An 18635-nucleotide genomic window follows, 5' to 3' on the forward strand; every position below is an offset into this window, starting at 1 on the left:
AGACGTGTCCCGGGCGTCGCTGCCGACTTCGCTCTTCGAGCTATGGCGGACAAGTCGCTCACCCGGGCTACAAGATTTGCAAATTGCGGCGTCAGCTACGCCGGCATCCGTGTCTCGATCATGCGCACCCAGAACGAGGCGCCGTGGCCGAGGATGTTGTCGTTGAAGACATAGGCCGGGTGGTGGCACTCGTTGCCGTCACCCATCCCGACCAGCACCATGGCGCCGGGACGCGCTTCCAGCATGAAGGAGAAGTCCTCGGCGCCCATCATCGGAACGAACTTGTCGTTGACGCGCTCGGTGCCGACGATGTCGCGGGCGACGTCGGCGGCAAGGCCGGCCTCGCGCGCATGGTTCATCGTCACCGGATACATCCGCGTGTATTTCGTCTCGGCCGAGCCGCCATAGGCGCGGGCGACGCTGTCGGCGACCTCGCCGATGCGGCGCTCGACGAGATCACGGACTTCAGGATCGAGTGTGCGCACGGTGCCGGCGAGCTCGGCGACCTCCGGGATGATGTTGAAGGCGGTGCCGGCGTGGAACTGGGTGATCGAGATGACGGCCGATTTAAGCGGGTCGACATTGCGCGAGACGATCGACTGCAGCGCGCCCACGATCTGCGATCCGATCAGGACGCTGTCGACCGATTTGTGCGGGCCGGCGCCGGCATGGCCGCCCTTGCCATTGACGATGATCTGGATGTTGTCGGAGGAGGCGAGCATCGCGCCCGCCGTCGTGGCGAAATGGCCTTCGGGCAGGCCGGGCATGTTGTGCATGCCGTAGACCTCCTCGATGTTCCAGCGCGTCATCAGGCCGTCCTCGACCATGGCCTTGCCGCCGCCACCGCCTTCCTCGGCGGGCTGGAAGATCAGAACCGCGGTGCCGTCGAAATTGCGCGTCTCGGCGAGATATTTGGCGGCGCCGAGCAGCATGGCGGTGTGGCCGTCATGGCCGCAGGCGTGCATCTTGCCGGGCACCTTGGAGGCGTAGGGCACGCCCGAGGTTTCCATGATCGGCAGCGCGTCCATGTCGGCGCGGAGGCCGATGGTCTTGCCCGAAGCCGACTTGCGGCCACGGATCACGCCGACCACGCCGGTGCGGCCGATGCCCGTCACCACCTCGTCGCAGCCGAACTCGCGCAGCTTGTCGGCGACGATGCCGGCGGTGCGGTGGACTTCGTAGAGCAACTCCGGGTTCTCGTGGAAGTCATGGCGCCAGGCGGCCATTTCGTCGGTGAGGGCGGCAACGCGGTTGACGATGGGCATGGGGGGAGTCCGTTTCTGTGGTCTTGGCGCCCGGATGAGCGAAGCGGCTTTCTACGCCCGGATTTGGCGGAGGGGGAGGGCGAAACAGACGGCGGGACGAGGTTTGCCGGGGATGGCGCTGGCGGCGGCCCGATTTGCCAGTTCCCGACCATGGCCCGGGGACGGGCCGCAAAAATTAACTGTCAGTCACGGATCATTGACTGACAGATATTGAAATCTGTTATCTAGACGTGTATATCCCTTCCCGGACGCCCCGATTGGGCGTCCCGTGGTCATCCCATCCCGGGGGCCCGACGTCCAAAACACCGGACCGAGGGGCGTGATTTGGGGGTGGAGACCGCGGACGAATGGAGACTTAAGAAAATGACGACCGAAATCCTCAATTTCACCGGCGCGATTGGGCATTGGCTCAATTTGCTGGTGGCGCGCCAGATCGCGGCGCAGGCTGCAAAACTGCCTCATTAAGGCGAGAGCTTTCCGAAACGACCGGCACGGGCGCTTCGGAAGCAGCCCTATCGCCGGATGAACCCTGAACGGGAACAAGGTGCTGGCATGAATGAAGCCGTTGTCTTGACGCCGGAGCGGATCCTCGAAGTCACCGAGGACGTTCTGCGGCGCTACGGACTTGCCAAGGCCACCGTGGTCGACGTTGCCCGTGCGCTCGATGTGAGCCACGGCAGCGTCTATCGCCATTTCCCGAGCAAGGCCTCGCTGCGCGAGGCCGTTGCCAAACGCTGGCTCGATCGCATCGACGCTCCGCTCCTGGCGATCGCCAGGGAGCAGGGCCCTGCGCCCGACAGGCTCGACCGCTGGCTGCGCACGCTGTTCGCCGCCAAGCGTTCGCGCGTGCTCGACGATCCCGAGATGTTCGAGACCTACCTGACGCTGGCGCGCGAGGCCTGCGCGGCGGTCAAGTGCCACAAGGACACGATGATCGACCAGATCGCGGCGATCCTGACCGACGGCGTCAAGCGGGGCGAGTTTGCCGTGGACGACGTCAAGACCACGGCGCGCGCGCTGTTCGATGCGACCTGCCGCTTCCACCATCCGGCCCATGCCGACGAGTGGAAGGATGCGGAGCTGCCTGCGCGCGTTGATGCGACGCTGGCACTGGTGCTGCGCGGGTTGAAGGCCTGCTAGACCGCGACCGCCTGACTTACCCTCTCGCCTTGTGAAGAAGCGCGCTCTCCCGAACGGCGGGCGAGGCAGTCGCGTGCCTGCGCGGGTGCATCCCGCCGTTGGCTGATGGCACGACCGGCGGGCTCTCCGGATATGCATTGACCGCGATCTCGACGGCATCCTTTGATCGCTTTCGAAGGCGGTAGAATGTCAGCTCCTGCTCGAGCATGGGGCAGCGGAAGTGAACGACGGCCGTATCGGGCAGGCGGCAAAGTTCGTCGATGAGCTCGCCTACAGTGATGATCGGGGGATGGTCGATTGCCTTGTGATGAGCCTTGCGCATGGCGATTTACTCCTCCACTCCACTACTAACCGGAGCTGGATGGCCTCCGTTCCATCCCGCTGGGCAGATTCAAGATCGCCAAGCGATGTGAGGAAAGCGGCAGCCCCGCTGCTAGATTTTCGTCAGCCCGCAACTCGCCGCCAGCCGCACGAGCTGGGCATCCGTCCGTGCGCCCGTCTTGGTCTTGATCAGATAGTGATAGTTCTGGACCGTCTTCACACTGAGATTGAGATGCGCCGCGATCTGCTCTGTCGTGGCGCCGCCGGCAAACTGGCGCAGGATCTCGATCTCGCGCTCGCCCAGCTGGTCCAGCGCCGAGCCTGACGACAGGCTGTCCTCGGCGAGGATGTGCGCGATGTCGTCGCTCATGGCGCGCTCGCCGCGGGCGACGCTGCGGATCGCGGTGACGACGGCGGACGGCTCGCTGCTCTTGGTGACGAAGCCGCTCGCGCCGGCGGCAAAGGCGGCTTTCACCAGCACCGCCTCGTTATGCATGGTGAAAACGAGGATGCGCGCGCGCGGATTGCGGGCGCGGATGTTGCGGATCGCTTCGAGCCCGCTCGCGCCTGGCATCCAGATGTCGAGCACGACGACGTCAGGGTCGTGCGCCTTGAAGGCGCCGTAAGCATCCGCGGCGTTGTCGGCCTCCGCCACGACAACCAGATCGCCCTGGCTTTCCAGGACACGGCGGTAGCCTTGCCGCACGATCGGATGATCATCCACCAGCAAAACCGAGATGCCTGTTGCCGCGACCTCGTTCATGCCTTCCTCATGCGGCGAGCGGAATGGTGGCGGCGACGCTGAGGCCGCCGCGCGCAGGCAGGATCGACAGCGATCCGCCGGCGGCCGTGACGCGCTCGCGGATGCCGGTGAGGCCGAAGCCGGCCGACTGCGCGACCCGTTCCGCATCGCCGCCGCCGTCGTCCTCTACCCTGATCAGCAGTGCATCGTCCTCGCCCGCGCGCCGCTCGACACGCAAGGAGATCTCGCGCGCGGAGCTGTGACGCAGCGCGTTGGTCAGGCATTCCTGGGCGACGCGATAGGCGGTGGTGGCGGCCGGGCCGCTGATGTCGGTGAGATCGCCTTTGACGTCGAGCTGGATCGTTGGCCGCGCCGCGCTTTGCGAGCGCCAGCTGTCGACGAGATTGACGAGGCTCGCCTCAAGCCCCAGCTCCTCGGGCAGGGGATTGCGCAACCGCTTCAAGGCATCGCGCAATGATGCCATCAGATGATGGGTGGCCTGCGAGATCATGCGCGCGTCCTGCGCGATGCTGTTGTCCTTGCGGTCCCTCGCGCCGGCTGTCTCGATGGTGTTGGCGAAGGCGAGGATCGCCGACAGGTTCTGCCCGAACTCGTCATGCAGCTCGCGGGCAAGCGCCCGGCGCTCGTCGTCGCGGATTTCGATCAGTCGCCGCGTCAGCGCCGCGCGCTGTTCGGTGGCCTCCTCCAGCCGGCCGCCGAGTTCGCCGACGGCGTTGCCGATCATCGCCAGCTCCATCGAGCGGAAGCGCGGCAGCCTGGTACGATATTGGCCGCGTGCCATGCGCTGGAGCGCGGTGACGATCGCGCGCGCTGGCGCCAACGCATGCGCGATCGCAAGCGAGGCCAGGATCGCGATCGCCGCCGCCATCAGAAGCGCGACGTCGATCACGTTGAGGATGTACTCCCAGGCGAGCGAGATCGCGGCTGCTGCATCCGGCGTTGCGACGACCGTTCCGGCCGACGCGGCGCGGGGGCTGACCGGCCGCACCACCTCGGCATGGCTGCCGAGGAAGGTCGGCACGATCGAGGCGAACCAGCGCGGCGGCGTCTTGCCGATGCCCTGGCTCTGGCCGCAAAGCGGCTTTTCGAATGCGATGGCCGGCTGGAACTCGACGCAGACACCGGGCGAGATCAGCTTCATCATCTCCAGCGTGCGCCACTCGGGAACCGGCAGGAGCTGCTCGCGCGTTCTGCTGCTTCGCAGCAAGAACTCGTGCCAATACAGTGCCTGAAGCGCCTGCGCGACCCGCTGGGCGGACGCCGCGGTCGCCCGGTCGACGCTGCGATAGGCATCGAACGTGGCCCACACGGTCGCTGCTCCCAGGCACAGCACCACGATGAGAAGCAGACGGGCGACAAGCTGAAGCACGAGGCGCATGCGATCATCCCCGACGTTTGATAAGCTCAGCCTAACAATGCAGCCGGTCCTTGCCAATTGCGGGGTTTGGACCGGATCACAGCTCGGGCAAATTTCCCAATCCGGATTGGGCATGGCTCTTTGGACGGGGCGCGGTGGCTTTGATCTAATGGCCGAGGAATCGTTGCAGGCCAGTGCTTGCAAGGTGAGGAGCAGTGCAGCATGAGCTCGATGACGATTGGACCAATTGCAGGGTCTGCTGCCGACCCGTCCGAGCGCAGCGCGCTGCTGTTCTGGATGATCTTCACCGGGCTTTCGGTCTTCGCCGTCGTGCTGCTGTGGCGGTTCGGCCTGATCCATCTGATGCTGACCTCGGATCGCACCTACATTTCCAGCGTCATCGCGGTGCTCTATGTCCTGACCTGCGGCCATTGCTTCCTGCGCACACGGGCGATCGCCCGGGAGGGCGCGGCGGCGCGGCGCTGCCGGGCGGCGCTCGCTGCGCCCGACGGCGGCAAGCTGCTCGATGCGCGCGCGGCGGCGCTGCCACGCGGGCTGGTGCGCGATCACATCGAGAGCCTGGTCACCAAGGCCGCGGCACAGGACTACCGGCCGGTCGACCAGACGCTGTTGCTGCGGACGCTCGCCGATCGGCTGCGCGGCTCCAACGGCTTCGGCGCCTTCGTCTCGGACACGCTGATGAAGCTCGGCCTGCTCGGCACCATCATCGGCTTCATCATCATGCTCGCGCCGATCGCGGGACTGGACGCCGCAGACAAGGTCGCGATGCGCTCCTCCATGGGATTGATGAGCGACGGCATGGCGGTCGCGATGTACACGACGCTCGCCGGCCTTGTCGGCTCGATCCTGGTCCGCATCCAGTATTACATGCTGGATGCCGCGACCCAGCGGGTGTTCTCGGATGCGGTGGTGCTGACTGAGACCTATGTGACGCCGGTCCTCGAGCGCCAAGGCGCTGGAATCAAAGGCGCTGGAACCTCGTCATGATGGATGACTTTGGTCTCTATCCGCGCGAGGAGCCGTTCGATCCGCTCGGCGTGATGCTGTTCAAGGCGCTCCAGGTGATCGCGTTCCTGTTCTTCCTGGCGCTGCTCGCGATCTCGCCCGATGCCAAGGACGGCAAGATCGACTCCAAGGCCGAGTTCATGATCACGCTGGACTGGCCGGACAACCACCCCGACGATCTCGACCTGTTCGTGCAGGATCCCGCCGGCAACATCGCCTGGTATCGCCACCGCGAGGCCGGCTTCCTCACGCTCGACCGCGACGACCGCGGCGGCGCCAACGACTTCATCATGGTCGCCGGCAAGAAGATCGCCTCGCCCATCCGCGAGGAGATCGTCACCGTGCGCGGCATTCTCGCCGGCGAATACACGGTGAATGTCTCGCACTTCGTCGCCACCACCGGTGAGCCTGTGACCGCTAACGTGAAGGTGCAAAAACTGAATCCGACCGCGCAGGTCATCTTCGACAACAAGTTCACGCTCGACCACACCGGCGACGAGAAGACCGCGGTGCGGTTCCGGCTCGATGCCGAAGGCAAGGTCGTCAATGTCGACCAGCGGCCGAAATCGCTGCTGGAGACGTTCCGCAGCAGCTGGCGCAACGGCGCCGATGTCGATCCGAAGACCCGGGTGAGGGTGCGCCGTGAGTGATTTGCAGACGGTGATCCTGGCGCTGTCGATCGCCTACGCCGTCATCGGGGCGCTGCTGCTGGTCGTGCTGGTCTATGCCCGGCTGCACTGGTCGTTCAAGGCAATCGCGGTGGTCGTGACCAGCGCATTCTATGTCGTCAGCTTCACTGAGATGCGCGGGCTGCTCGGCTGGGCCAGCACGGACCGGCTGCCCACCACCTTCAAGCTGCTGAAGGCGCGCATCGTCGAGCCGCATTCGCTGGAAGGCGATCCCGGCTCGATCTATCTCTGGGTCGAGCAGCTCGATGAGGACAATCGACCGAGCGGCATCCCGCGCGCCTTTCGCGTACCCTACAACGATCGGCTTGCCGACAAGACCCATGCGGCCGAGAATGAGATCGCGGCCGGGCATCCGCAGGGCGGCCGCGCCGCCGATTTCGGCGGCGGCGATGGCAGCCTGATCGACATGGTCCGGGAATATGTGACGCCCAAGACCATCATGGAGACCAGCGGCGGCGATTCCTCGACCGGCGAGTTCAATGCCCCTCCGGCCGGCGCGCAAGGCGCCGTGTTCACCCCGATTCCGCCGCCCCGGATGCCGCCGAAGGACGAGCAATAGGCCCTTCACCATCGCAGCAGGGGCACGCTGGAAAACCGCACCCAGCTGGCGCATCTTGTTGACGTCCCTCAAATTGGCTTTATCGGCTCCCAATAAGGTTTGAGGGTGGAGGGTGCGTGCTTCTCGCTGTCTTCTCGGATATCCACGGCAACCGGCAGGCGTTCGAGGCCTGCCTGAAGGCGGCGCGCGCGAAGGGCGCGGAGCGGTTCGTGCTGCTCGGCGATTTCGTCGGCTATGGTGCCGATCCCGAATGGGTCGTGGAGACCGCGATGGCGCTGGTCGCGGAGGGCGCCATCGCTGTCCGCGGCAATCATGACGAGGCCGTCAACACCACGACCGAGACCATGAATGCCGAGGCGCAGATCGCGATCGAGTGGACGCGCGGCCGGCTCGACGTCGCGCAGCGGCGGTTCCTGGCCGAGCTGCCAATGGTGGTCGACGAGAAGGAGCGCCTTTACGTCCACTCTGAAGCCTCCAGCCCGCAGCGCTGGCATTATGTCCGCTCGACGGCGGATGCGGCCAAGAGCCTGATCGCGACGCCCGCCCATGTCACGTTCTGCGGCCATATCCATCGCCCCGCACTCTATTCGATGTCGGTGACGGCGAAGATGACGAGCCTCGTGCCCAAGACCGATGTCTCCGTGCCGCTGCTGCGCGGACGGCAATGGCTCGCGGTGCTCGGCTCGGTCGGCCAGCCCCGCGACGGCGATCCATCCGCGGCCTTCGTGCTGTTCGACACGGTCTCCCGCGAGATTACGTATTGCCGCGCGCCCTACGACATCGAGGCGGCCGCGAGCCGGATTCGCGACAACGGCCTGCCGCACTGGCTCGCTGACCGGCTGTCGCAGGGGCGCTAGAGGCCGATGCCCAAACCCCTGGTCAAATCAGGCGCCGTCATCGACGGCTACACCATCGGCGAATGCGTCCATGCCGGCGGCATGGCGACGCTGTGGACCGTCACCCATCCCGGCATCGACGTGCCGCTGCTGATGAAGATTCCGCGGGTGTCGGAGGGCGAAGACCCTGCCGCGATCGTCTCCTTCGAGATGGAGATGATGATCCTGCCGCGGCTCGCGGGCCCCCACGTGCCTTCGTGCTTCGGCACCGGCGATTTCGCGCATCAGGCCTATGTCGTGATCGAGCGCATCGCCGGCACCACGCTCTACAAGCGGCTGCCCGATTTGCCGCTGCCTTACGACGAGGCGCGACAGCTCGTCGCCAAGGTCGCAACCGCGCTTGCCGACCTGCACCGGCAGAACGTGATCCATCACGACATCAAGCCGAGCAGCATCATGTTCCGCGAGAGCGGCGAGGCGGTGCTGATCGACTACGGTCTGTCGCACCACGACCATCTGCCTGATCTGCTGCAGGAGGAATTCCGCCTGCCTTACGGCACCGCGCCCTATATGGCGCCGGAGCGGCTGCTCGGCGTGCGCGACGATCCGCGCAGCGATCTGTTCTCGCTCGGCGTGCTGCTCTATTTCTTCACCACGGGCGAGCGTCCGTTCGGCGAGGGCGAGACGCTGCGCGCGATGCGGCGCAGGCTGTGGCGCGATCCGCATCCGCCGCGCGCATTGCGCGCCGACTATCCGCCCTGGCTCCAGGAGGTGGTGCTGCGATGCCTCGAGATCGAGCCGGTATGGCGCTATCCGACCGCGTCCCAGCTCGCCTTCGATCTCGCCCATCCGGATCAGGTCAAGCTCACCGCGCGCTCGGAGCGGTTGAAGCGCGATCCGCTCAGCGTCGCCTGGCGGCGCCGCTTCAATCAGGGCGCGATGCGGCCGCGCGCCAAATCCGACGTCGCGGAACAGATCGCATCGAGCCCGATCGTCGCGGTCGCGCTCGATACCGCGGAAGGCGCACCGGAGCTGAACGAGGCGCTGCGCATTACCACCGAGCGCATTCTGGCCACGTTACCTTCGGCGCGACTTGCCTGCGTCAATGTCCTCAAGCTCAACCGCATCGCCATTGACAAGACGCTGGACGAGCAGGGCTCCAACAAGCACATCGACCGCCTGGTGGCGCTCCGGCATTGGGCCACGCCGCTGAAGCTCGACGAGAGCCGGCTGTCGGTTCACGTGCTGGAGGCGGTCGATCCCGCCACGGCGCTCTTGGAATTCGCCGAGGTGAACTCGGTCGACCATCTCATCATCGGGGCGCGGCAAAATTCGTTCATGCGTACCTGGCTGGGTAGCGTCTCGGCCAAGGTGGCCGCGGAAGCGAGCTGCACCGTCACCGTGGTGCGGCCGCCGCGGATGGCCGCGACGAAACCAGATGCCGGCGTGGTGTGGGGCTAAAGCATGATTCGGAAAAATGCGAAGCGGTTTTCCGAAAAGATCACGCCGCGTGAGCGGTGTGGACGGCGCGCTTGCGGCGGATCGGCCAGGAGAAGTGCGGGCCCGGTTCGCCGTGATCTGCGCTGCCGCCAAAATACTGGATGATCTCGCGGCAGGGCTCGCAATTGAACAGGTTACGCGACGCGGATGCCTTGGTCATTTCCTTCAGGCAGTTCGGGCAGTGCGGCTTCATGGTGGCGTTCCGGAAGTAGGAAGTCTCAGTGGTGGCAGTGGTCGAGATCCGGATTGTCGAGCCCGGCATCCTCGTCCAGCGTGCCATCGCTGCGTTCGAGGCGGCCGAAGAAATAGTCGAGGCCCGGATGCGGGCGACGCGGGATTCGGCACCTGCGCTTCGGCTGGCGTTTCACGAGCGCGATCTGCATGGCGCTCAGCCCCGGCGGCGATGAAGCTGGATGATGCGGGCGGAAGCCGCGACCTTCACCGGTCGCATCACGTAGATGCAGCGAGCCGCAATCGCAGCGTTGAATCCGAGCCACAACGCCACGCCAGTCCATACCAGGGTCGTCGTCATGATGTGCTCCCGTCAAAAGCAGGCAGGAGTCACTTGCAGTGATTTGCGCGAATCGGGGAAGTCCGGAGGAGTACGGAATTTGGTTACAATTTGACGAATTGCGCGCTGCACTGCGGCAAGAGCCGCAATGTTTGCACTGTCGCGTCAAGCTTTCGAGTGCAGCTCAGATCGCTTCGCCGCGTGCCCCGAGCGCCGCGTTGCGGATCGCGGCGATGTTGGTCTTGTAGGCGTCCTGCGTGCCGCCCTTGAACACGGAGGTGCCGGCGACGAAGGCGTTGGCGCCGGCTGCTGCCAGCGCGCCCGCAACGTCCGGGCCGACGCCACCATCGACCTCGATGTCGATCGGGCGGCCCGCCGTCATCGCGCGGATGTCGCGGATCTTGCCGATGGCGGAGGGGATGAAGGCCTGACCGCCGAAGCCGGGATTGACCGACATCACCAGCACGAGGTCGACGAGGTCGAGGACGTATTCGAGCGCGCTGATCGGTGTGCCCGGATTGAGCGAGACGCCGGCCTTCTTGCCGAGCGCGCGGATTGCCTGGAGCGAGCGGTGCAGATGGGGGCCGGCCTCCGCATGTACGGTGATGTGGTCGCAGCCGGCCTTCGCAAAGGCCTCGAGATAGGGATCGCAGGGCGAGATCATCAGATGCGCATCGAACACCTTCTTGGTGTGCGGGCGCATCGCCTTGATGACGTCGGGGCCGTAGGAGATGTTGGGAACGAAGTGCCCGTCCATCACGTCGAGATGGATCCAGTCGGCGCCGGCGGCGTCCACCGCGCGCACCTCTTCGCCGAGCCTGGAAAAATCCGAAGCCAGGATCGAGGGCGCGATGGCCAGGGGGCGGGGAGCGAAGGCTTGGTTCATGGCGCGGTTTCCGTGGCGGCCGTAGGAAGATCAGGCCCCGCCTAACATGGGCATCTCGGCCGGGCAATGCAGGGGAGGCGTGCTTCCTGTGGGCGGAAATTTCTGCCGCGACCGGCATGAATTGCCGGTGTTCCCGCACCCCGCCAGACGCGGCGAGGGCGGATTTCATTGAGCTTTTCGCGCTGGCACGACGCTTGCTGACTTCACGTCCAGAACATTGGCCGCGGCATGCCGCATCGGTTGGAGTTGTGCAATGTTGTTCGCCCTTGGTGCCGTATCGAGCGCGCTCGACGCGATCCAGTCGCTGACGAACTCGAAATCGTCCTCCGCGACGCAGAAGACCGGATCCTCGCAAAGCGCTGCGACCAATCCGTTCGCGATCGACAGCGGCAGCAGCATAAGTAGCGGCGCGGCCTCGTCGGTCAATTCGGGCAATTGCGCGCAGATTTCCCCGGAGACGATGAGCGCGCTGATCGCGGCGCAGAGCCAGTCGTCGGACACGACCGGCAGCACGAGCAGCTCGACCTCGTCGGGCTCGACCTCCTCGACGTTGATGAGCCGGGACGCGGCGCTGAAGGACCTGTTCTCGCAGATCGATGCGGACGGCGACGGCAAGATCAGCAAGTCCGAGTTCGAGAAAGCGCTCGGAGCCGGCGGCACCAATCTGGCGCAGGCCGACGACGTCTTCTCGAAGATGGATGCCAATTCCGACGGCAACGTCAGCCTGGACGAGATGTCGAAGGCGCTGAAGAGCGGCCATCACGGCCGCCATGCGCATGGGGCGAGCGGCGCGGGCGATGCCTCCGGCAGCGGCTCGGATTCCTCATCCTCGTCGAGCGGCGGTTCGACCTCGACCACGACGACCAACGCCGACGGCTCGACCACCACCACCGTCACCTATGCCGACGGCTTCAAGATGTCGACCACGGTGCCGGGCGCCTCCAAGTCCTCCGCCAATTCGGCTTACGATCTGTTCGCGCAGTTGATGCAGCGGCAAGGCGGGCAGGGCCAAGGCGCCTCAGCGACTGCCGGCTCGTCCATGTCGATGAGTGTGTGAGCTAAGAGCGCTCTCTCGGCGAATTGCGCTGTCATGCCCCGCGAAAGCGGGGCATCCAGTACGCCGCGGCCTTCCGGTTCAATCACAACCGTCTCTGGAATACTGGATCGCCCGGTCTTCGCCGGGCGATGACACCCGATGTGAGGCGCTAGCCGAACCGGTCCTTCCACGCCGGCTGCGCGCCCGGGAACGGCAGGGCGGTCGCACTGTAGACGCCGCGGGCGATCGCGCGCGCGACCACGTTGGCGGCAACCATGCCGAGCTCGGTGAGGCCGACCAGCGGCTCGACCGGCTTCTCGCAGGTCGCGGCGGCGAACAGCACGTCGCCGTCGTTCGGCGCATGCACCGGATAGATCGCGCGGGCAAAACCCGTGTGCGCGATCATGGCAAGGCGCTTGGCCTGGGGCTTGGTCAGCGTCGCGTCGGTGACGACGACGCCGATCGTGGTGTTCTCGCGCTCGGCTGCGGCAGGCCCGCCCTTGATGCGCATCCTCAGCATGTCCTCGGTGAACGCGTTCGGTAGGCCGCGTCCGCCGAACTCGCCCGCCACCTCGAACGGCGCCGCCCAGAACCACGGGCCGTCGCCGACGGTGACGCTGCCGACCGCATTGACGGCGATGATGGCTGCCACCCTGGCGCCGCTGCTCGTGACGGCGGAAGCCGAGCCGAGCCCGCCCTTGAGGGTCGCCGTCGTCGCGCCAAAACCGGCGCCGACGCTGCCGAGCGCAAAATCGGATGCGGCGGCCGAGGCTGCCGCGGCGTAGCCGAGGTCGCGATAGGGCGCAAATCGCCCCCAGGCCTTGTCGCCGCCATTGAGCAGATCGAACAGGATTGCGCCCGGCACAATCGGGATCAGCGCCTCGCGGACGCGAAAACCGCGGCCCTGCTCGGCGAGCCAGGCCTGGACGCCGCCGCCGGTCTCGAGTCCGAAGGCCGAGCCGCCCGACAGCGCGATCGCATCGACGCGCTCGACCGTGTTGGCGAGGTCGAGCAGGGCATCCTCGCGGGTGCCGGGACCGCCGCCGCGCACGTCGATCGCCGCAACGGCCGGCTGGTCGAACACGACCGCCGTCACGCCCGAGGCGATTTTCGCATCTTCGGCATGGCCGACGCGGACGCCGGCGATGTCGGTCAGCAGGTTGTTCACGATGGCGATTCCCTCACGTTCGATTTTGCGATGCGAAGGGCGGCATTATCCGCCGGCGGACGAGCCCGTCAATCGCGGCGCCGCCACGAACGATCCCGGCTTGACCGTGCAGCCGGGCTCGAACAATCTGAGGATGTCGCGAGATGACTGCGCCAACCGTCCATCGAATGGGAGATTGGAGATGCTGAGCTGTCTGGTCGATGCTCTCCGCTATGTGTTGCCCGCGATCAGTTTCATCGGCCTTATCGTCGGGGGCATCGCCTACGTCACGAACCAGCCTTATCGCGACGACATCGACCATGCTCTTAGAGGCGATCTGAAAATTCCGGAGCGAATGCTGCCGTGGGGCTACAATGCGGATCAGGTCCGGCAGGTGAAAGAAAGGCTCCGCGGCAAGCTCGTCGACGATCGGCAGACGCTGCTCGATGTCTATGTCAGCCCGGTCCTGTACTGGAACGACATCGTGTTCGCGGTGGGGATCGCGGTGTTCTCGGCCTCACTCTGGCTGTGGGTCCTGCTTCAGTTCGAGCCCACGGGCCTTGCGCGCTGGCTCGTGATCATCTTCGCCGCAAGCGGCGTGCTGTACGGCATCGCCGATGTCGCAGAGGACGTCATGCTTGCCCGGCTGTTCAGGGCGGACAGGGTCTCCGCCGATGAGGCTCATCTTGCGAGCGCGCTGACGCTTGCCAAGGTGGTCACCATGAGCGCATCTGTCGCCGGCGGACTGGTCTTCCTGGTGTTGAACGTCCTGACCCCGCACAAGACGTTCGCGCCGGTCAACTCACCAGCGCCGTCCTGAGCATCTTGGCGAGCTCGGTCTTGCGGTAGGGCTTGGCCAGCAGCAGCACGCCGGAATCGAGCCGGCCGTGATGCACGATGGCGTTCTCGGTATAGCCCGAGGTGAACAGCGTCTTCAGGTCGGGCCGCCGCCGCGCCGCCTCGTCGGCGAGCTGCCGGCCGTTCATGTTGCCGGGCATGATGACGTCGGTGAACAGCAGGTCGATGTTGTCGTCGGCGTCGATGATGGTGAGGGCTTCGGCCGCATTGGCGGCTTCGAGCGCGGTATAGCCGAGGCTCTTGACCTGGGTCACGACGTACTGCCGCACCAAGGCGTCGTCTTCGACGATCAGGATCTTCTCGTCGCCGCCGGCGATGGGCACGTTCTGGAGCGCCTCGTACTCGGTCTCCTGCACGCCGCTCGATCGCGGCAGGTAGATCTTCACGCTGGTGCCGTGGCCTTCCTCGCTGTAGATCTTGATGTGTCCGCCGGACTGCTTGACGAAGCCGAACACCATGCTGAGCCCGAGGCCCGTGCCCTTGCCGACCTCCTTGGTGGTGAAGAACGGATCGAACACCCGGTCGATCAGTTCAGCGGGAATTCCGCTGCCGGTGTCGCTGACCGCGATCATCACGTAATTGCCGGCGGCGACGTCGGGATTCATGCTGGCATAGCCGTCGTCGAGGAAGACGTTGCGGGTCTCCAGCACCAGGGTGCCGCCGTCGGGCATGGCATCGCGCGCGTTCAGCGCGAGATTGAGGATTGCGGTGGAGAGCTGGCCGGGGTCGACCAGTGTCGGCCAGGCATCCTCGGTCAACTGCGGCATGATCGTGATCTGCTCGCCCAGCGTCGGATGCAGCAGCTTGGCGGCCTCGAGCGCCAGCGCGTTGACGTCGATCTCGCGCGGCTGCAGCGGCTGCTTGCGGGCGAAGGCGAGCAGATGCTTGGTCAGCTGCGCGCCGCGCTCGGCGGCATCGTCGATCAGCTTGGTGATGGCGGCAAGCTCCGGCCGGTCGGCGACGGCATCGGCCAGGATGCCGATCGTGCCGGTGATGACCGTCAGCACGTTGTTGAAGTCGTGGGCGACGCCGCCGGTCAACTGGCCGATCGAGTCCATCTTCTGGACCTGCCTGAGCTGGGCCTCGGCGGCCTGCTTCTCGGTGAGGTCGCGGCCGATGAAGAAATGGCGCTTCACCGGCTCCGACCATGTGCCCATCCAGTTCAGCGTGACCTCGTGGCCGTCGTAGTGATAGTAGCGCGCCTCGAAGCTGCGCTTGACCGCGCCGCGCCTGGCCGCGCGCATCTCGTTTCGGGTGTTCTCGAGGTCATCAGGGTGGATGAACTCGGTCGCGCTGTGCCCGACCATGTCCTCCGGGCTGAAGCCCAGGATGGCCTTCACGCTGGGGCTGACCTGGATGAAATTGCCGAAGCCGTCGGTGACCAGGATGAGGTCCTGCGAGGTCTCGAAGATGCGCTGGCGCTCCTCGATCTCGCGGTTGAGCGCGGTCTCGGTCCGCTTCCGCTCGGTGATGTCGCGGGCCACCTTGGAGGCGCCGATGATCTTGCCGTCGGTCGATCGCAGCGGGACCTGGCTCAGCACCACGTCGATCGGCTGGCCGCTCTTGTGCAGCCGCACCGTCTCCTGCTGGTCGATGACCTCGCCGTTGCGCGTGCGGGCCAGGTTCTCGGCGACTTCGTCGCGCTGATCCTCCGGCATGATGATGTCGATCGGACGGCCGATCGCCTCGTTGGCGGAGTAACCGAAGACGCGCTCGGCCGCATTGTTCCAGGTCGTGATGGTACCGTCGAGCGACTTGGTGATGATGGCGTCGTTGGAGGATGCGACGACGGCGGTGAACAACTGCTCGCGCTCGACGTGATAATTGCGCTCCTCGTCCGATCGGCGCTTCAATGCGTCGACCATGCCCGCGGTCTGCGCCTGGAGACGGACATTCTCGACCAGCAGCACGGCGAGGACGAAGGTCGCCGCGCAGAGGCCGTAGAGGCGGCCGGCGTAGAAGCCGAGATCGAAGCGGGCGACGTTCACGATTGCCGACAGCGCGATGTCGAACAGCCATGCGCACATCACGACCATGAGCCAGACGTCGATCACCGAATGCGGCCTGCGGAACCACAGCGAGACGAGCGCGGCAAAGCTCAAGGACCACACGAAGGACACGACCCCGATCATGGTCGGCGTGTAGCGGCCATCGCGCAGCAGGACCGGCAGCAGATCGTGCTGAGTGGTGACGATCCAGGCGAAGACGCCCATCGCGGCGATGACGCCGAGGACGCACGCGTAGATCGCGGTGCTCATCGCGCCCTGGACCCGGGGGCCGCCGTCCTTTTCCTTCAGCCAGGCATAGCCCAGCACGAACAGCGGAAAGCCGCCGTGCCAAATCATGTAGAGCCAGACCGTGGTTTGCCCGCCCGCGCCGAAGAGCCCGGTCGGTGCGAACAGGCCCGGGAAGGTGAGGGCATGGACCAGCGCGGCTGCGGCGGTGAACAGGTAGCCGGTCGCGAGCCATTGGAGTGCGCGGGTACGCAACACCGCAAACTGCGACAGCAGCAGCACGGCCGTGACGATGTCGCTGACAGCGAGGGCGGATTGATAACTCGCTACGAAGGCCGGGACCGGCAGCAGCGGGATACCCGCGAAAGGAACGGCCAGCGCGAACAGGACCGAGGACACGCCGACGATCCACAATGCTGCCCTGCGGTCGGTCGAGGTGGCCGGCAGGGTCGAAAGGAATGTGCTTCGGTCTATCGTTGTGGGCACGTCCACCTCTCGTCGACCGGTCTTCGCCATCTTCGCCGACTTCATCCGGAGTCCCGCAGCCTTGCTCCATGGTAGCGGGTTCTGGGCTCGAATCCCGAGCCGTTGCGACCGCGACTCAACCGAAGGTTAGAGCTTACTTAATTGGGATGGGAACAAGGAATAGGCAGCGGGTAAGATGCGCTTTACTGAACGGTGTCATAATGCCCCTCCGCTGCGGCGGGTTCCAGGTTTAAAATCAGACGATTTCGATCTTGCTATCGGGAGTTGGTCCCCATGCCCCGCGTTCTCATCATCGACGACCAGAAGGACGTCCGCGCGATGATCGCGATCGTGCTGCGGGTCAATCGTTTCGAGGTCGTGGAGGCGGAGAGCGGCGCTGCGGGGCTGAAAGCCTTTGCGGACGAGCCGTTCGACGCGGCGATCGTCGACATCTTCCTTGGTGACACCAGTGGCGTCGACGTCATCGCGACCCTGCGCGAGCGTGCGCCTGGACTCCCCGTCATAGCGGTATCCGGGATGACGGCACTCGACTTCATGGAACAGGCGCCCCACCTCGCCAACGTGGTCTGCCTGCAAAAGCCGTTTCGGCCGAACGATCTGCTGCAAGCGCTGCGCAAGGCCCAGGCCGGCGCCGGCGGCGAGCTGCCCGCGGCCGTCTGAACTCGCCGCAAGAAGAAGCGCCCCGGGGAGAGCCGGGGCGCGGTCATGATCGGCATGGTGGCCTTGAGGCCTGGCAAGCGCGCTTAGGTGCCGTTGCCGCGGACTTCGGCGTAGCCGCCCTTGGCGTCCCATTTGTAGACGACGTAGTCGATCTGCTTGATGTCGCCCTTGGCGTCATACTCGATCGGGCCGATCACGGTGTCCCACTTGCCGGCCTTCATCGCCTCCATGACCTTCTTGGCGTCGGTGGTGCCGGCCTTCTTGGCAGCCTGCGACCACACCTGCATCGCCGCGTAGGTGTAGAGCGTATAGCCTTCGGGGTCGATGTTCTTGGCCTTGAAGGCGTCGACGATCTTCTTGGCGGTCGGCTTGTTGCGCGGATCGGGGCCGAAGGTGAACAGGGTGCCTTCGCCGGCGGGGCCGGTGATGGAGGCGTACTCCTTGTCGGCGAGCGCGTCGCCGGCCATCAGCACCGTCTTGAGGCCCTGGTCGCGCATCTGGCGCAGGATCAGGCCGCTCTCCTGATGATAGCCGCCGACATAGACGAGGTCGATATTGTCGCGCTTCAGGCGCGAGACGATCGCGTTGAAGTCCTTGTCGCCCTTGTTATAGGACTCGTACATCTTCTCGGTGATGCCGGCCTTGTTGAGCGCCTTCTTGGTCTCGTCGGCAAGACCCTTGCCGTAGGTGGTCTTGTCGTTGAGGATGGCGATGTTCTTGCCCTTGTAGTTCTTGGCGATGTACTGCGCCGCGATCAGGCCCTGCTGATCGTCGCGGCCGCAGACGCGCGCCACGTTCCAGAGCTTGCGCTCTGTGAACAGCGGATTGGTCGAGGCCGGGGTGATCTGCAGCACGTTGCCGTCGGCATAGGCTTCCGAGGCCGGGATCGACGACGAGGAGCAATAATGTCCGGCGACGAAAGGCATCTTGGCGCTGGCGATCTTCTCGGCGACCGAGCGTGCCTGCTTCGGATCGCAGGCATCGTCCTCGACGGAGAGCGCGAGCTTCTTGCCGTTGACGCCGCCGGCGGCGTTGATATCGGCGACGGCCATCTCGGCGCCGTTCTTCATCTGGCGGCCGAAGGCGGACTCGCCGCCGGTCATCGGGCCTGCGACTGCGACGGTGACATCCTGCGCGAATGCCGCGCTCGACAGCGCGAGCGATGCGCCGAATGCCAGTCCGATGAGCTTCAGTGATTTCATGAGATACCTCGCGGGTGGTCGCCTGTGGAAGTTGCCGGGCCTGCCCGGTCCAAACCGGCGCCATTCTTGAATGAATTCGAGGAGAAGTCACCGGCAAAATACGGGCATGTGTGGAGATATCTCGCCACATTCCGCCGCACGCGATCCGCTTTCTGGCCC

At 65.5% G+C, this 18635-nt stretch carries 20 protein-coding genes; 9 read left to right on the forward strand and 11 right to left on the reverse strand.

The genetic code is table 11. The annotated features are described in order from the left end of the window. Positions 1 to 95: 95 nt before the first annotated feature. A complete protein-coding gene (locus tag QA642_RS19035) occupies positions 96 to 1265 on the reverse strand; it encodes a M20 aminoacylase family protein (RefSeq protein WP_283085995.1) in 1170 nt (389 codons plus the stop codon). 552 nt (positions 1266 to 1817) lie between these two features. Here QA642_RS19035 and QA642_RS19040 point away from each other — a divergent pair. Next, positions 1818 to 2405: a TetR family transcriptional regulator gene (locus QA642_RS19040; RefSeq protein ID WP_283085996.1), complete on the forward strand. Its 588-nt coding sequence runs from the start codon at positions 1818 to 1820 to the stop codon at positions 2403 to 2405. 16 nt (positions 2406 to 2421) lie between these two features. Here QA642_RS19040 and QA642_RS19045 read toward each other — a convergent pair whose 3' ends face one another. The 3 genes from QA642_RS19045 to QA642_RS19055 all read right to left on the reverse strand — a co-directional run bounded on the left by QA642_RS19045 (position 2422) and on the right by QA642_RS19055 (position 4867). Next, positions 2422 to 2727 (reverse strand): hypothetical protein, encoded by a 306-nt coding sequence (locus QA642_RS19045; protein ID WP_283085997.1) that lies wholly within the window; start codon positions 2725 to 2727, stop codon positions 2422 to 2424. 111 nt (positions 2728 to 2838) lie between these two features. Continuing rightward, on the reverse strand, positions 2839 to 3489 hold the full coding sequence (locus tag QA642_RS19050; RefSeq protein WP_283085998.1) for a response regulator transcription factor: 651 nt from the start codon (positions 3487 to 3489) through the stop codon (positions 2839 to 2841). 7 nt (positions 3490 to 3496) lie between these two features. Then, complete coding sequence (locus tag QA642_RS19055; protein WP_283085999.1) at positions 3497 to 4867, reverse strand: histidine kinase; 1371 nt, start codon at positions 4865 to 4867, stop codon at positions 3497 to 3499. A 201-nt stretch (positions 4868 to 5068) separates the two neighbouring features. On the opposite strand from QA642_RS19055, the gene QA642_RS19060 reads away from it, so the two are divergent. The 5 genes from QA642_RS19060 (at position 5069) to QA642_RS19080 (ending at position 9417) form a co-directional block, all read left to right on the forward strand. After that, positions 5069 to 5854, forward strand: a complete 786-nt coding sequence (locus QA642_RS19060; protein WP_283086000.1) for a MotA/TolQ/ExbB proton channel family protein — start codon at positions 5069 to 5071, stop codon at positions 5852 to 5854. Beyond that, a complete protein-coding gene (locus QA642_RS19065; RefSeq protein WP_265441465.1) occupies positions 5851 to 6522 on the forward strand; it encodes a hypothetical protein in 672 nt (223 codons plus the stop codon). Before QA642_RS19060 ends, QA642_RS19065 begins: the two co-directional genes overlap by 4 nt. Continuing rightward, positions 6515 to 7120: a hypothetical protein gene (locus tag QA642_RS19070; RefSeq protein ID WP_283086001.1), complete on the forward strand. Its 606-nt coding sequence runs from the start codon at positions 6515 to 6517 to the stop codon at positions 7118 to 7120. Before QA642_RS19065 ends, QA642_RS19070 begins: the two co-directional genes overlap by 8 nt. A gap of 116 nt (positions 7121 to 7236) precedes the next feature. Then, entirely contained in the window at positions 7237 to 7977 is a 741-nt protein-coding gene (locus QA642_RS19075) for a metallophosphoesterase family protein (protein ID WP_283086002.1), read from the forward strand. 6 nt (positions 7978 to 7983) lie between these two features. Further along, on the forward strand, positions 7984 to 9417 hold the full coding sequence (locus QA642_RS19080) for a bifunctional serine/threonine-protein kinase/universal stress protein (RefSeq protein ID WP_283086003.1): 1434 nt from the start codon (positions 7984 to 7986) through the stop codon (positions 9415 to 9417). Between the two features lie 40 nt (positions 9418 to 9457). On the opposite strand, the gene QA642_RS19085 is transcribed toward QA642_RS19080, so the two are convergent. From QA642_RS19085 to rpe, 4 genes are all read right to left on the reverse strand, one after another. Further along, entirely contained in the window at positions 9458 to 9649 is a 192-nt protein-coding gene (locus tag QA642_RS19085; protein WP_283086004.1) for a hypothetical protein, read from the reverse strand. 25 nt (positions 9650 to 9674) lie between these two features. Next, positions 9675 to 9839, reverse strand: coding sequence for a hypothetical protein (locus tag QA642_RS19090; protein ID WP_283086005.1), 165 nt, complete (start codon positions 9837 to 9839; stop codon positions 9675 to 9677). A gap of 5 nt (positions 9840 to 9844) precedes the next feature. Further along, complete coding sequence (locus QA642_RS19095; protein ID WP_283086006.1) at positions 9845 to 9988, reverse strand: hypothetical protein; 144 nt, start codon at positions 9986 to 9988, stop codon at positions 9845 to 9847. Positions 9989 to 10151: 163 nt separating this feature from the next. Next, positions 10152 to 10853, reverse strand: coding sequence for a ribulose-phosphate 3-epimerase (gene rpe, locus QA642_RS19100; RefSeq protein WP_283086007.1), 702 nt, complete (start codon positions 10851 to 10853; stop codon positions 10152 to 10154). 253 nt (positions 10854 to 11106) lie between these two features. Between rpe and QA642_RS19105 the strand changes: the two genes are divergently transcribed. After that, positions 11107 to 11910 carry an EF-hand domain-containing protein gene (locus QA642_RS19105; protein ID WP_283086008.1) on the forward strand — a complete coding sequence of 268 codons (804 nt, stop codon included), beginning with the start codon at positions 11107 to 11109 and terminating at the stop codon, positions 11908 to 11910. A 148-nt stretch (positions 11911 to 12058) separates the two neighbouring features. Here QA642_RS19105 and QA642_RS19110 read toward each other — a convergent pair whose 3' ends face one another. Continuing rightward, positions 12059 to 13057, reverse strand: coding sequence for a P1 family peptidase (locus QA642_RS19110; protein WP_283086009.1), 999 nt, complete (start codon positions 13055 to 13057; stop codon positions 12059 to 12061). A 181-nt stretch (positions 13058 to 13238) separates the two neighbouring features. Between QA642_RS19110 and QA642_RS19115 the strand changes: the two genes are divergently transcribed. Continuing rightward, entirely contained in the window at positions 13239 to 13856 is a 618-nt protein-coding gene (locus QA642_RS19115; RefSeq protein WP_283086010.1) for a hypothetical protein, read from the forward strand. Here QA642_RS19115 and QA642_RS19120 read toward each other — a convergent pair. After that, positions 13834 to 16659, reverse strand: coding sequence for a PAS domain S-box protein (locus QA642_RS19120; protein ID WP_283086011.1), 2826 nt, complete (start codon positions 16657 to 16659; stop codon positions 13834 to 13836). The genes QA642_RS19115 and QA642_RS19120 overlap by 23 nt on opposite strands. Before the next feature lie 228 nt (positions 16660 to 16887). Here QA642_RS19120 and QA642_RS19125 point away from each other — a divergent pair, with 228 nt between their 5' ends. Then, positions 16888 to 17274 (forward strand): response regulator, encoded by a 387-nt coding sequence (locus QA642_RS19125; RefSeq protein WP_283086012.1) that lies wholly within the window; start codon positions 16888 to 16890, stop codon positions 17272 to 17274. 83 nt (positions 17275 to 17357) lie between these two features. On the opposite strand, the gene QA642_RS19130 is transcribed toward QA642_RS19125, so the two are convergent. Continuing rightward, positions 17358 to 18476: a branched-chain amino acid ABC transporter substrate-binding protein gene (locus QA642_RS19130; protein WP_283086013.1), complete on the reverse strand. Its 1119-nt coding sequence runs from the start codon at positions 18474 to 18476 to the stop codon at positions 17358 to 17360. Positions 18477 to 18635 lie beyond the last annotated feature (159 nt).

The organism is Bradyrhizobium sp. CB2312 (assembly GCF_029714425.1).
Lineage (GTDB): Bacteria > Pseudomonadota > Alphaproteobacteria > Rhizobiales > Xanthobacteraceae > Bradyrhizobium.